The sequence below is a fragment of the Stenotrophomonas sp. C-A genome (assembly GCF_054030835.1).
Map to the genome: position 1 here is coordinate 1,946,543 of NZ_CM132916.1, position 13,856 is coordinate 1,960,398.

General features: G+C 66.8%; 12 protein-coding genes. 6 read left to right on the top strand and 6 right to left on the bottom strand.

What is annotated here, in order from left to right; all coding sequences use genetic code 11:
- Nucleotides 1-258 precede the first annotated feature (258 nt).
- On the top strand, nucleotides 259-1,518 hold the full coding sequence (fabV, locus tag ACW5IY_RS09315) for an enoyl-ACP reductase FabV (protein WP_043403212.1): 1,260 nt from the start codon (nucleotides 259-261) through the stop codon (nucleotides 1,516-1,518).
- Nucleotides 1,519-1,631: 113 nt separating this feature from the next.
- Here the strand turns inward: fabV and ACW5IY_RS09320 are convergent, their stop codons facing one another.
- From ACW5IY_RS09320 to ACW5IY_RS09330, 3 genes are all read right to left on the bottom strand, one after another.
- Nucleotides 1,632-3,701, bottom strand: a complete 2,070-nt coding sequence (locus tag ACW5IY_RS09320; RefSeq protein ID WP_049486986.1) for an EAL domain-containing response regulator — start codon at nucleotides 3,699-3,701, stop codon at nucleotides 1,632-1,634.
- A 91-nt stretch (nucleotides 3,702-3,792) separates the two neighbouring features.
- Nucleotides 3,793-4,977 carry a BaiN/RdsA family NAD(P)/FAD-dependent oxidoreductase gene (locus ACW5IY_RS09325; protein WP_049437253.1) on the bottom strand — a complete coding sequence of 395 codons (1,185 nt, stop codon included), beginning with the start codon at nucleotides 4,975-4,977 and terminating at the stop codon, nucleotides 3,793-3,795.
- Nucleotides 4,974-5,522, bottom strand: coding sequence for a YaeQ family protein (locus tag ACW5IY_RS09330; RefSeq protein ID WP_043403207.1), 549 nt, complete (start codon nucleotides 5,520-5,522; stop codon nucleotides 4,974-4,976). The genes ACW5IY_RS09325 and ACW5IY_RS09330 overlap by 4 nt, the downstream gene beginning before the upstream one ends.
- 124 nt (nucleotides 5,523-5,646) lie before the next feature.
- Here ACW5IY_RS09330 and ACW5IY_RS09335 point away from each other — a divergent pair, with 124 nt between their 5' ends.
- A complete protein-coding gene (locus ACW5IY_RS09335) occupies nucleotides 5,647-6,525 on the top strand; it encodes a pseudouridine synthase (RefSeq protein WP_049437251.1) in 879 nt (292 codons plus the stop codon).
- 6 nt (nucleotides 6,526-6,531) lie between these two features.
- Here ACW5IY_RS09335 and ACW5IY_RS09340 read toward each other — a convergent pair whose 3' ends face one another.
- The gene (locus ACW5IY_RS09340; protein WP_049486970.1) at nucleotides 6,532-7,020 is read right to left on the bottom strand and encodes a YaiI/YqxD family protein; all 489 of its coding nucleotides are present in this window, start codon (nucleotides 7,018-7,020) and stop codon (nucleotides 6,532-6,534) included.
- Nucleotides 7,021-7,322: 302 nt separating this feature from the next.
- Here ACW5IY_RS09340 and ACW5IY_RS09345 point away from each other — a divergent pair, with 302 nt between their 5' ends.
- The 4 genes from ACW5IY_RS09345 (at nucleotide 7,323) to ACW5IY_RS09360 (ending at nucleotide 11,137) form a co-directional block, all read left to right on the top strand.
- Nucleotides 7,323-7,532 carry a cold-shock protein gene (locus tag ACW5IY_RS09345; protein WP_004153307.1) on the top strand — a complete coding sequence of 70 codons (210 nt, stop codon included), beginning with the start codon at nucleotides 7,323-7,325 and terminating at the stop codon, nucleotides 7,530-7,532.
- A 185-nt stretch (nucleotides 7,533-7,717) separates the two neighbouring features.
- Nucleotides 7,718-8,407, top strand: coding sequence for a glutathione S-transferase family protein (locus tag ACW5IY_RS09350; protein WP_049437247.1), 690 nt, complete (start codon nucleotides 7,718-7,720; stop codon nucleotides 8,405-8,407).
- A 32-nt stretch (nucleotides 8,408-8,439) separates the two neighbouring features.
- A complete protein-coding gene (locus tag ACW5IY_RS09355; RefSeq protein WP_049437245.1) occupies nucleotides 8,440-10,005 on the top strand; it encodes a protein adenylyltransferase SelO in 1,566 nt (521 codons plus the stop codon).
- A gap of 595 nt (nucleotides 10,006-10,600) precedes the next feature.
- Complete coding sequence (locus ACW5IY_RS09360) at nucleotides 10,601-11,137, top strand: adenine phosphoribosyltransferase (RefSeq protein ID WP_049437243.1); 537 nt, start codon at nucleotides 10,601-10,603, stop codon at nucleotides 11,135-11,137.
- A 140-nt stretch (nucleotides 11,138-11,277) separates the two neighbouring features.
- Here ACW5IY_RS09360 and dbpA read toward each other — a convergent pair whose 3' ends face one another.
- Together dbpA and ACW5IY_RS09370 are read right to left on the bottom strand one after the other, a co-directional pair.
- A complete protein-coding gene (dbpA, locus tag ACW5IY_RS09365) occupies nucleotides 11,278-12,654 on the bottom strand; it encodes an ATP-dependent RNA helicase DbpA (protein ID WP_049437241.1) in 1,377 nt (458 codons plus the stop codon).
- Between the two features lie 113 nt (nucleotides 12,655-12,767).
- The gene (locus ACW5IY_RS09370) at nucleotides 12,768-13,847 is read right to left on the bottom strand and encodes a YeiH family protein (protein WP_049437240.1); all 1,080 of its coding nucleotides are present in this window, start codon (nucleotides 13,845-13,847) and stop codon (nucleotides 12,768-12,770) included.
- Nucleotides 13,848-13,856: the final 9 nt, after the last annotated feature.

Sequence of the window (13,856 nt, forward strand, 5' to 3'; positions counted from 1 at the left end):
CCAAGCCCCCAAGGATGGGTTTACGGCGTCCCCCGCAACCGGACCCGCCCCGCCAACCCACAGGAACCCGGCTTCCGCCGTTGACGTTGCCTCTGCGGGTGCAGGGTGCAACCCTGCGCAAAAGAAACACCACCCTACGCCAGCGTCGGTTGTGCAATCTTCCCCCGCGCACTACGATCCTGCGGTTCGCGCGCGCAGGCGCGCACCCATATTCCTGCTGAGCGCCCCGCGCGCCGCATCTGCCAACCCGAGGTATCCATGGTCATCAAACCGCGCGTCCGCGGCTTCATCTGCGTCACCACCCACCCGACCGGCTGCGAGGCCGCGGTCAAGCAGCAGATCGACTACATCCGCGCGCGTCCGCCGATCCAGAACGGCCCCAAGCGCGTGCTGGTGATCGGCGCCTCCACCGGCTACGGCCTGGCCGCGCGCATCACCGCTGCCTTCGGCAGTGGCGCCGCAACCCTGGGCATCTTCTTCGAACGTCCGGGCAGCGAAACCAAGCCGGGCACGGCGGGCTGGTACAACTCGGCCGCGTTCCACAAGTACGCCGACGAAGCCGGCCTGTACGCCAAGAGCATCAACGGCGATGCCTTCTCCGATGAAGTGAAGGCGAAGACCATCGAAATGATCAAGGCCGATCTCGGCCAGGTCGATCAGGTCGTCTACAGCCTGGCGGCGCCGCGCCGCAAGCACCCCAAGACCGGTGAAATCATCAGCTCCACGCTGAAACCGATCGGCGAGCCGATCACGCTGCGTGGCCTGGATACCGACAAGGAAGTGCTGACCGAGACCCATCTGCAGCCGGCCACCCCGGAAGAAATCGCCGGTACCGTCGCGGTGATGGGCGGTGAGGACTGGCAGATGTGGATCGACGCGCTGGCCGATGCCGGCGTGCTGGCCAACGGCTGCACCACCACCGCCTTCACCTACGTGGGCGAAGAAATCACCCAGGCGATCTACTGGAACGGTTCCATCGGTGCCGCCAAGAAGGACCTGGACACCAAGGTGCTGGGCCTGCGCGAAAAGCTGGCGAAAATCGGCGGCGACGCGCGAGTCTCGGTGTTGAAGGCCGTGGTCACCCAGGCCAGCTCGGCCATTCCGACCATGCCGCTGTACCTGTCGCTGCTGTTCAAGGTGATGAAGGAAAAGGGCACGCACGAAGGCTGCATCGAGCAGTTGGATGTGCTGTACGACATCCTCTACGGCGGCAAGGCCGACGGCGTGGCGATCGATCGCCTGCGTCACGACCTGGTCGATGGCGAGGGCCATACCGTCGCGCTGGTCGATGAGGAAGGCCGCCTGCGTGCCGACTACAAGGAAATGGCGGCGGACGTGCAGGGCAAGGTGGTCGCACTGTGGCCGCAGGTCACCAACGAGAACCTGTACGAGATCAGCGATCTGGCCGGTTACAAGGCCGACTTCCTGCGCTTGTTCGGCTTTGGCGTGGAGGGCGTCGACTACGAGGCCGACGTCAACCCGGACGTGAAGATCGACAATCTGGTCGACATGACCTGATCAACGAAAAGGCCGGCGAAAGCCGGCCTTCTCTTTGTGCAGAGCCGAGCCATGCTCGGCTGCTCTTCGCTTGAGTCCCGCAGCCGAGCATGGCTCGGCTCTACAGAGAGGCGTCAACCAAACTCGAAGCCCATCTCCGGCAACGCCGGGCCAACGAAGTCGCCCTGCACGTAATCCACGCCGGCACTGAACAGCAGGGTCATCGAGTTGGCATCGCTGACGAACTCGGCGATGGTGCGGATGCCGGCCTCCTGCGCGCGAGCGGTGATCTGGCTGATGCGGTCGATGTTCTCGCGGGTGGCGGCCAGATCGCTGGTGAAGCCGCGGTCCAGCTTGAGGAACTGCGGCTGGAAGTGGGCCAGCAGCTGGAACGAATCCAGCCCCGATCCGAACTGCTCCAGGCCGATGCGGCAGCCCAGCGGCGCCACTTCGGCAAGGAACTGCTGCGCACTGCGCAGATGGGTGAACACCTTCGCTTCCGGCGCATGCAGCCACAGCCGTTCGCCGGGCACGCCCTGTGCCTGCAGTTCCCGGCGCAGGGTGGCGATCATCTGCGGGTCGTCGAACGACTCTGGCGTCACCTTCACCAGCATCTGCGTGGCATGGCCTTCGCGTGCACGTTGGCCCAGCACAGCGATCGCCCGTGACACCACCCAGCGGTTGATGTCGGCCAGCAGGCCGTGTTCCTCCGCGATGCCCAGGAACGCAGTCGGGCTCAGCAGTTCACCATTGTGCTCAAGGCGCAGGTAGGCCTCATACAGCTCCAGCGACTCACCCTGCAGGTTCAGCACCGGCTGGTAGTGCAGCTGGAAGCCATCACCGGCCAGTGCTTCACGGATTCGGGTGACCCAGCGCAGCACGCGTTCTTCCTCCACGCGGTCGGCAGCGGCCGGGTCGAAGATGCGGCAGGTGTTGCCCAGTTCGGCGGCGGCCTGCGTGCATTCGCTGGCGCGTGCCAGCACCTGGCCGATGCTGGCGATCTTCTCGCCCACCTGCACGCCACCGATGCTGACCGTTACCGTGGCCGAACGCGCGCCGATGCTGAAGACGTGTGCGGCGTAGGCTTCGCGGATGCGCTCGGCCAGTGCCACGGTCTGCGCGTAGGGCCCGGCCTGCAGCACGGCGAAATTGTGTTCGCCGAAACGGGCCAGCTGCGCGTCCTCGCCAACCACCTCGGCCAGCAGGGCGGCGAGGGCGCCGATCAGGATGTCGGCCGAGGCCAGGCCGATATCCGGCAGCAGGCGCGCGTAGTGGTCCGGCTCGATCAGCAGCAGGCCGAACTGGCCTTCGCTGCGCCCTGCCTGGGCCACCGCGCTTTCCAGCTGCAGCATGAAGGTCGGTCGGTTGAGCAGGCCGGTGACCTGGTCGCGCTGGCGCAGGTCTTCGACCTCGCGCGCCAGTTCCGGGTCGAATTCCATGCGGCGGCGGAGTACCACCTGCAGGCAGGATTCGCCCTCGTAGGTGGCGGGGGTGAATTCCATCGTTGCCGGGAACGCGCTGCCATCCTCGTGGCGCGCGTCGAGCTGGTACTGCGGCGGCGGCGCCTCGCCACGGCTGAGGCCCTTCAGCAGCTGCTTGAAGCCTTCCACATGCTGGGCGGCGACCATGTCCAGCAGCGAGATGCCTTCGATGTCGTCGAAATGCTCGTAGCCGAACATCTCCAGGTAGGCGTCGTTGGCGCGGATGTGCATGCCCTCATGCACGTAGGCGATGGGGTCGCGGGAGGAGGCGATCAGGGCATCGCAGCGGCGCTCGGTCTCGCGCATCTGCGCCTCGATGCGGCGCAGGCCGCGACGCGCCTGCAGGTCCACCCATTGGTCGCGGACCACGGCGAGCAGGTGCTCGGAACGCTGGCGCAGGGCGAGGGCACGGATGCCGTGGCTGCTGGCCTGCACCAGTTCGTCTTCGTCGATGCGCTCGGCCAGCAGCACCAGCGGAATGTCCTTGCCGCTGGCGGCAATATGCTGGGCCACCAGTGGCAGCGGGATGCCCTGGGAGGGCGAAGCCAGCACCAGGTCGATGGCTTGGCTGGCCAGGACCTGGGCCAGCTCGGCTGCATCCTGAGGGCGCCATGGGCGTACTGCTATGCCGCTGTTGCGCAGCGTGCTGACGATGGCTTCGGCATTTTCGCCGCTGTCATCGACGATCAGCAGGCGGATGGTGATGTCGTTCGCGTTCTGCATGCACTGCTCCCCAATCTGCAAATCTAGATACACGATGCGCGCCGAACCGTCCATGCGCGCGCCCCTTGCACGCATCGAACGGCGATGTGGTTCACACCACGCCACCGGCCGCGTGGCCGCTGGCCCAGGCCCACTGGAAGTTGTAGCCGCCCAGCCAGCCGGTCACATCCAGCACCTCGCCGACGAAATGCAGGCCGGGTACGCGCTTGGATTCCATCGTCGAAGACGAGACCTCGGCGGTGTCCACGCCGCCGAGCGTGACTTCAGCGGTACGGTAGCCCTCGGTGCCACTGGCCACCAGCGGGAACGCGCCCAGCAGCTGCGCGGCCTGGCGCAGCACCGGCTCGTCCAGCTGGCGCACGGGCCGGTCGGGCAGCCAGTGTTCGCACAGCCGCTGTGCCAGCCGCTTCGGCAGTACTTCGCCCAGCACCGTGCGCAGTTCGGCGGCGGGTCGTTCGCGCTTCATCTGGCGCAACCACTCGCCGGCATCCTGGCCGGGCAGCAGGTCCAGCTCCAGCGCATCGCCGGGTTGCCAGAACGAGGAGATCTGCAGGATCGCCGGGCCACTCACGCCACGGTGGGTCAGCAGCATGAAGTTCTGGAAGCTCCTGCCGTTGCAGCGCGCCTCGATCGGCAGGGCGACACCACTCAGATCGGCCAGCCGTTCCTGGTGCTTGCCGCTGAGCGTCAGCGGTACCAGCCCTGCGCGGGTCGGCAGCACCTGGTGGCCGAACTGTCGGGCCACTTCATAACCAAAGCCGGTGGCACCCATGCTGGGAATGGACAGGCCGCCGGTGGCAACCACCAGCGAGGCGCAATGGAACAGGCCATGGGTGGTATGCACGTGGAAGCCATCGCTGCCGTGCTCGATGCGCTGCACGCTGCACTCGGTGCGCACCTGCACGCCGGCCGCCTGGCATTCGTCCACCAGCATCTTCACGATCTGCTTGGACGAGACATCGCAGAACAGCTGGCCCAGCTCTTTTTCGTGATACGCGATGCCGTGCTTGTGCACCAGCTCGATGAAGTGCCAGGGCGTGTAGCGCGCCAGCGCCGATTTGCAGAAGTGCGGGTTGGCGGACAGGAAGTTGGCCGGGGTGGTGCCGGTGTTGGTGAAGTTGCAACGGCCACCGCCGGACATCAGGATCTTCTTGCCGACCTTGTTGGCATGGTCGATCACCTGCACCTGGCGGCCGCGCTGGCCAGCCGTGATTGCGGTCATCAGCCCGGCCGCGCCGGCGCCGATGACCACCACATCGCAACGGATGGTGCTCATGCCTTGGCGCGCTTGCGCCAGTTCGGGATCACGTCGAGCTGGATCTGGTCGTTGAGCAGCTGCACTTCGCCGTCCTGGATCAGCACGCTCCAGCGCATGGCGCGCTGGATCTGCTGGCCCCACAGTTCGACGAAGGCACCATCGAGGTCGACCACCGAAAGGTTGTCGAAGCGCGCCAGGCCCTTGCTCTGCTTGCTCCACCAGATGTCCGAAGCGTTGCCGCCGTAGTTCACCACCTGCACCTGGCGGCTGCGGTTGCTGGCCTTGCGGATGCGCGATTCGTCCGGATGACCCAGGTCGATCCACTGCAGGATGTCGCCGGTGTAGTCGTGTTCCCACAGGTCCGGCTCGTCATCGGTACTCAGGCCACGGCCGAATTCCAGGCGGTCGCCGGCGTTCAGCGCGAAGGCGAGCAGGCGCACCATCAGGCGATCGTCGGTCTCGGACGGGTGCTGGGCCAGGGTCAGGTTGTGGGTCACGTAGTAGCCGCGATCCATGTCGCTGATCTGCAGTTCGGCCTTGCGGATGGTGGCGGTGAGGGCCATGGGGGGTCCGTGGACTAAAGACGACAATGATAGAGGTTTGCTCCAGAGGTGTCCGTTGCCGGTCTGTCTGCGCAGCGTCAACGGTGGCACTCTTGCGCTCTTTCCTGCCGCAGGAGTGCCACCGATGATCCTGCCCAGCCGCCTGCAGCTGCCGCCCGGCCACTGGCGCAGCCTGCTCGATGGCCTGTGTGCGCGCTTCCCGCGCATCGACCGCGCGCAATGGCAGGACCGCTTCGCCCGGGGCCGTGTGCAGGATGCGCAGGGCAGGGCACTGGCGCCGGACATGCCCTGGCAGGTGGGGCTGGAGATCCAGTACTTCCGCGAGGTGGCCGACGAGCCGGTGATTCCCTTCGCCGAGACCATCCTGCACCTGGATGAGCACCTTCTGGTCGCCGACAAGCCGCACTTCCTGCCAGTGACGCCGGCCGGCAGCTACGTGCGCGAAACCCTGCTGGCGCGCCTGATCGCACGCACCGGCAACACCGAACTGGCGCCGTTGCACCGCTTGGACCGGCTGACCGCCGGCCTGGTGCTGTTCTCGACCCAGGCAGCCACGCGTGATGCCTATCAACGGCTGTTCCGCGAACGGCGCATCGAGAAGACCTATGAGGCGCTGGCACCGGCGCTGCCCGGGCTGGCGTTTCCGTTGCAGCGGGACAGCCGCCTGGTGCCGGGGGAGCCATTCTTCCGCATGGCCGAAGTGCCGGGCGAGCCCAATGCGCGCAGCCGGATCGAGCTGATCGAGGCCGAAGGGCCGGTCTGGCGCTACCGGCTGCTGCCGGAAACCGGCCGCAAGCACCAGCTGCGCGTGCACATGGCGGCGCTGGGCGCGCCGATCGAGGGCGATGACCTGTATCCGCTGCTGAGGCCGCGCCCGGATGAAACGGTCGAGTCGCCCCTGCAGCTGCTGGCGCAGGGGCTGGCCTTCGATGACCCATTGAGCGGGGAGCCCCGGCGGTTCAGCAGCCGGCGCCGCCTGTGCCTGCCCGGCCAGGGCGGGTAGGGCCGTTCAGCGAACCGGGCGTCGGGCCAACCAGCGGTCCAGCTCGGCAGCGAACAGCTGTCGGTCGCGCGGGCCCAGCGGCGGCGGGCCGCCGGTCTGCACCCCGGCGCCGCGCAGCTCTTCCATGAAATTGCGCATCGACAGCCGCTCGGCCATGTTGTTCGGGGTGTACAGCTGGCCGCGCGGGTTCAGCGCCACGGCCTTCTTCTCCAGCACCAGGGCGGCCAACGGAATGTCCTGGGTGACCACCAGGTCTCCGGCGGCGACCCGCTCGACGATGGCGCTGTCGGCCACGTCCAGGCCCTGCGGCACCTGGATCGAGCGCAGCCAGCGCGATGGCGGGGTGCGGATCCAATGGTTGGCGACCAGGGTCAGCTCGATCCCAACGCGTTCAGCGGCACGGAACAGGATGTCGCGAATGACGGTGGGGCAGGCATCCGCGTCCACCCAGATGCGGGGCAGGGCGGGTTCAGCTTGGGTTTCAGCTTCAGTCATTTACCCAGTGTAGGGTAGGAAAAACCTGAATGGGGACTCGGAGTTAGGCTTGATCGGCTGCCAAGCCTTGTCACGCCTAGCGGGCAGGGTTTGCCCATGAACGTCCGGGCTATCGCTTTTTGCAGAAAACACGCGTATCGTTCGACCCACTGTGTTTGCTAGGGTCACCGTGAATCGTGGCCTGGTGCAGTTGATCTCACGATCCGCTCATCGATCCGCTTTACCAACGCCTGCAACTCAGTCTCGGCCCCGATACCCGGTGGCTGCGATTTTTTTCAACATGTGTTTCAGGAGTTAGTCAAATGTCTGATCGTCAGACCGGCACCGTCAAGTGGTTCAACGACGCCAAGGGCTTCGGCTTCATCACCCCGGAAAGCGGCCCGGACCTGTTCGTGCACTTCCGTGCCATCCAGGGCACCGGCTTCAAGACCCTGCAGGAAGGCCAGAAGGTTACCTTCATCGCCGTCCAGGGCCAGAAGGGTATGCAGGCTGACCAGGTGCAGGCGGTCTAATCCGTCTGCTACCGTTTGGTAGCCAGAACGCCGGAAGCGAAAGCTTCCGGCGTTTTTTGTTGCCTGCTGTTCTGTAGCGTCGAGCCATGCTCGACTGCTTTCCAAAGACAGTCGAGCATGGTTCGACTCTACATGGGGCATGCACTGCGCGCGGTACGATGCGGGCCTCCCCAAGGATCATCCCCATGCGCATCGTCCATCACCTGGAAAACTCCCGTTCCCTGCGTGTGCTGTGGATGCTGGAGGAGCTGGGGCTGGACTACGAACTGCGCCGCTATCCGCGCGATCCGAAGACGCTGCTGGCGCCGCCGGAGCTGCGCAACGTGCATCCGCTGGGCAAGTCGCCGGTACTGCAGGATGGCGAGCTGGTACTGGCCGAGTCCGGTGCCATCCTCGACTACCTCGCGGATCGCTATGACACCCAACGCCAGCTGTCGCCGTCACCGATGCCGGCCGATGGCGCCGAGCGCATCGCCTACCGTTATTGGCTGCACTACGCCGAAGGCTCGGCGATGCCGCCGCTGCTGCTGACCCTGGTGATGGGCCGCATCCGCAACGCGCCGATGCCGTTCTTCGCCCGTCCGATCGCGCGCAGCATTGCCGACAAGGCCGAACGTGGCTTCATCGGCCCACAGCGGCGCCTGCACCTGGACTGGATGGAGCGCCGCCTGGCCGAAAGCCAGTGGTTCGCGGGTGAGCGGTTCAGCGCAGCCGACATCCAGATGAGCTTCCCGATCCAGGCTGCGGCCGCACGCGGCGGTGGCCTCGACGACAAGCCGGCACTGCGTGGCTTCCTCAAGCGTATCGGTGAGCGTCCAGCCTACCAGCGTGCCGAGGCCCACGGCGGTCACCTGCAGGCGCTCAGCGGCAATTGAGGAGGGCGGCCGTCGCCCCCATCTTCAGCACCATGGATACCGACAGCCCCCGTTTCGACAACCGCCTGCTGCATACCCTGCCGGGCGATCCCGAATCCGGCCCGCGCCGGCGCGAAGTGCTGGGTGCGGCCTGGTCGCCGGTGATGCCGACCCCGGTGACGGCGCCCACGTTGCTGGCCTGGGCGCCGGATGTTGCCGCGATGCTTGGTTTCGATACCGCTGAAGTCGAAAGCGAAAGCTTCGCGCAGGTGTTTGGCGGCAATGCACTGTACGCCGGCATGCAGCCTTGGGCGGCCAACTACGGCGGCCATCAGTTTGGTCACTGGGCCGGCCAGCTCGGCGACGGCCGCGCGATCTCGCTGGGTGAACTGGTCGCGCCCGATGGCCGTCATTGGGAGCTGCAGCTGAAGGGGGCGGGCCCCACGCCGTATTCGCGCGGCGCCGATGGTCGCGCGGTACTGCGCTCGTCGATCCGCGAGTTCTTGTGCAGTGAAGCGATGCACCACCTTGGCGTGCCGACCACGCGTGCGCTGTCGCTGGTTGGTACCGGCGACGACGTGGTGCGCGACATGTTCTACGACGGCCATCCGCGTGCCGAGCCCGGCGCCATCGTATGCCGCGTGTCGCCGTCGTTCCTGCGCTTTGGTTCCTTCGAGCTTCCGGCATCGCGCGGGGAAACCGCACTGCTGCAGCAGCTGGTTGATGCCTGCATCGCGCGTGATTTCCCCGAACTGGAAGGGCAGGGCGAGGCGCTGTATGGCGACTGGTTCGCGCAGATCGCGGTGCGCACCGCCGAGATGATCGCGCACTGGATGCGTGTCGGCTTCGTGCATGGCGTGATGAACACCGACAACCTGTCCGTTCTTGGTCTCACGCTCGACTACGGTCCCTACGGCTGGGTCGAGGATTTCGATCCGGACTGGACGCCGAACACCACCGACGCGCAGGGTCGCCGCTACCGCTTCGGCACCCAGCCGCAGGTGGCGTACTGGAACCTGAGCCGATTGGCGCAGGCACTGTCGCCGTTGTTTGCCGATGTGGCACCGCTGCAGGCAGGATTGGCTGCATACCAGTCCACCTTCGTGGCCTGCACGCGCCGCGATGCCGCCGCCAAGTTGGGCCTGGCTGCCGCCGACGATGACGACCTGCAGCTCTACCTGCGCTGGCAGCAGTTGATGCAGGACGGGGGTATGGACATGACCCTGGCCTGGCGTGCGCTGATGCGTATCGATCCGGCGGCACCGGATGCGGCGCTGCTGGATGCGGTGTACTACGACGAGGCGCGCCAGCAGGCGGTGCAGGCGCCGTTGCAGCAGTGGCTGCAGGACTATGCGGCGCGGTTGCAGGCCGATCCGCTGCCGGCCAGCGAGCGCCTGGCGAAGATGACAGCGGCCAACCCGCTGTACGTGCTGCGCAACTGGCTGGCCCAGGAAGCCATCGATCGCGCGGAGCAGGGCGACCTCGGCGGTGTTCATGCGTTGCAGGACGTACTGCGCGATCCATACACCGAGCGTGCCGGCCTGGAACACTTTGCCGGCAAGCGCCCGGCATGGGCAGACAATCGCGCCGGCTGCTCGATGCTGTCCTGCAGTTCCTGAGGGTAGGTTTCGGCAGGGCTGCGCCCTGCACCCGCAGAGGCCAGGTCAACAGCGAGAGCAAAAGCGGATTCCGTGGTTTGGCGGGGCGGTGTCGGAGTGCGGGGACGCCGCAAGTACGTCCGTGTAGGCTTGGCAGCCGCATCCATGCGGCTGACACCCCGCACTCCGACACCGCCCCACCTCTGACAGATTCCGACTGCCGTTGGTAGGTGTCGACCTTGGTCGACACGGTAGATCCACGCCATGCGTGGATGCTCTTCGTTCAATTCTCGAAATATTCGATTTCGATGAAAATTCATCCACGCATGGCGTGGATCTACGACAGATCGCAGGAACCTGTCGAAGGCGGGGTGGGTCCGGTTGCGGGGCGTGAGCCGCATGGATGCGGCGACCGAGCTTACATGGACGTACTTGCAGCGGCCCCGCAACCGGGCCCACCCCGCCATCCCCCAGGAAACCCGCTGTTGCTGTTGCTCTTGCCGTTGCCTTGGCTTGAAGCCTCTGCAGGTGCCGGGCGCAGCCCGGCCGACCCCCCCGACAGGCAGGCGGCGCCCGGAACAGGTACCCTATGCCGCCATCAGATAGCCAACGTGACATGACCGACGCCCTCGTCGCTCCGCAGTGGGCCTCCCGCCTGCGCGACATCGCCGACTTCCCCAAGCCCGGCATCCTCTTCAAGGACATCATGCCGCTGCTCGCCCATGGCGAGGACTTCCGCGGTGCCATCATCGCGACGGCCGACCGTTGGCGCGACCAGAAGCTGGACGCGGTGGTTGGCATCGAATCGCGTGGTTTCATCCTCGGTGCCGCCATGGCGCTGGAACTGGGCGTGGGCTTCGTGCCGGTGCGCAAGCCGGGCAAGCTGCCGGGTCAGGTGCTGCGCGAGGAATACACGCTGGAATACCGCAGCGACTGCATCGAAGTGCACGCCGATGCGCTGCCGGCCGGTGCCCGCGTGGCGATCATCGACGACGTGCTGGCCACGGGCGGCACGCTGGTCGCTGCGTTGTCGCTGGTGCGCCGCCTGGGCGTTGACGTGGTCGGTGCCGGCGTGCTGGTCGAGCTCGATGGCCTCGGCGGTCGTGCGCGCTGGGAATCGGACCTGCCGCTGCATACTGAACTGGTGTTCTGATCAGGCAGGTATCTGCGAACCGGTAGTTGCCAACCTTGGTTGGCAGCACCTTTCGCGACTGACGCCACGGAATGGGCCAACCAAGGTTGGCCACTACCAGGTCAGGTCGTTGCCAACCGTGGTTGGCAACGCTGCTTCAATCACATCATCCGCACGCGGAAGCGACGGCCCTTGATCTTGCCGGCTTCCAGCTTGGCGACGGCCTTGTTGGCCTGCTCTCGGGCGATCGCCACGTAGGAGCGGGTCGGGAAGATCGCGATCTTGCCGATGAACTTGGCTGACAGGCCGGCATCACCGGTCAGCGCGCCAAGGATGTCGCCCGGGCGCAGCTTGTCGGTCTTGCCACCATCAATGCGCAGGGTGCGCATCGCCGCCTGCGGCAATTCGGCCGGGCGCGAGGTCGCCAACGGCGTCTTCTGCCAGTCCAGCGGTTGCCCCATGTGCGCTTCAATCGCTTCGGCGCGGGTCTTCTCACGACCGGCCACCAGGCTGATCGCCAGGCCGCTGGCACCGGCACGGCCAGTACGGCCCACGCGATGCTGGTAGCTCTCCACGTCGGTCGGCAGCTCGTAGTTGATCACCGCCGCCAGCTCTTCCACGTCCAGGCCGCGTGCGGCCACGTCGCTGGCCACCAGCACGTTGCAGCTGCGGTTGGCCAGCAGCAACAGCACTTCCTCGCGGTCGCGCTGCTCCATGTCGCCATGCAGGGCGAGTGCGGAGAAGCCGAACTGCTGCAGGGAATTCGCAACCTCGTCCACGTCCTTGCGGGTGTTGCAGAACACCACCGCCGATTCCGGTGTGTACTTCAGCAGCAGGCCCGCCAGCGCCTTCTGGCGGTGCGCCGGTTCCACCTCGCAGAACAGGTGGCGGATGGCCGGTGCCTGGTCGGCGCCTTCCACGGTCACTTCCACCGCGTCGCGCAGCAGGTCACGCGCCATGGCGCGGATGCTGTCGGGGAAGGTGGCCGAGAACAGCAGGCTCTGGCGGTCCCTGTGGGTGCGGCCGGCGATCTCGCGGATCGGCTCCTCGAAGCCCATGTCGAGCATTCGGTCGGCCTCGTCCAGCACCAGTGTGCGCACCGCGCCCAGGTTCAGCGCGCGCTTGCGTGCCAGCTCCTGCACGCGGCCGGGCGTGCCGACCACCACGTGCGGGTCATGGCCTTCCAGCGACGCCAGCTGCGGGCCCAGCGGCACGCCACCGACCAGCAGCAACAGCTTCAGGTTGGGGATGCCGGTCGCCAGCTTGCGGATCTGCTTGCCGACCTGGTCGGCCAGTTCGCGGGTCGGGCACAGCACCAGCGCCTGCACGCGGATCAGGCTGGGGTCGATGGCCTGCAGCAGGCCCAGGCCGAAGGCGGCGGTCTTGCCGCTGCCGGTCGGCGCCTGTGCGATCACATCGCGGCCATCCAGAATGGCCGGCAGGCTCTGCGCCTGCACGGGGGTGAGGGTGGTGTAGCCGAGGGCATCCAGGCCGGGCTGCAGGGCCGGGCTCAGCGGCAGGGTCGAGAAGTCAGTCATGGCGCATTGTACCCGTCCGGTCGCGCGCGGCTGCCCTTTGTAGAGCCGAGCCGATGCTCGGCTGCTTCACCTCTGAAGCCGAGCGTCGGCTCGGCTCTACATCGGGGGTAGGCTCAGCCCAGCACCGCCAACACGCCCTGATGAATCGCCAACCCCCCGAACAGCAGCCAGGCGAAAAGGATCAGTGCCAGCAGCAGCGGCTTCAGGCCCGCCTGGCGCAGCGCTGAAACGTGGGTGGTCAGGCCCAGCGCGGCCATTGCCATCGCCAGCAGCACGGTATCCAGCTGCACCAGCCCGGCCTGCAGGCCCGCCGGCAGCAGATGCAGCGAGTTGAAACCGGCCACCGCCACGAAACCGAACGCGAACCACGGCACCACGATGCGCGTCTTGCTGCCGTCGGCGCTGGCCTTGCCGCCGCGCGCCAGCCACAGCGACAGTGCGACCAGGAACGGTGCCAGCAGCATCACCCGCACCATCTTGGTGATCACCGCCGTGTCGGCCGCCGCTTCGTTGACCGCGCGGCCTGCCGCCACCACCTGTGCCACTTCATGCACCGTCGCACCGGTGAACAGACCGTATTCGCGCGCGTCCATTGCCAGCCAGCCGTGCGACTGCACCAGTGCATACAACGCCGGATACAGGAACATTGCCAGCGTGCCGAACACCACCACCGTAGAGACCGCGACCGTGACCTGCGCAGCGCGGCCGCGCACCACCGGTTCGGCGGCCATCACCGCTGCCGCACCGCAGATCGCGCTGCCAGCACCGATCAGCATCGCTGCCTCACGCTCCATCTTGAACACGCGCACACCAAGCCAGCAGGCCAGGCCGAAGGTGCTGGCGACCACCAGCACGTCCATCAGCACGCCAGTGACGCCGACATGGCCGATGTCCTGGAAGGTCAGGCGCAGGCCGTACAGCACGATGCCAGCGCGCAGCAGCCAGTGCTTGGAAAAGCCGACACCGGCCGCGCTGCTCGGCGCCAGCCGCGGGTAGAACGTGTTGCCGACCACGATGCCGGCGACGATGGCCACGGTCAGCGCACTCAGGCCGTGTGCCTGCAACCAGGGCAGCTCGGCCAGGTACAGCGACGCCGCCGCGATCAGGCCCACCAGCAGCAGGCCGGGCAGGCGCGGCTGCCAGCGTTGGCGCAGGGCGGGCAGGGACCAGGGGGAGAGGGCAGGGGCGTTCATGGCACGGGC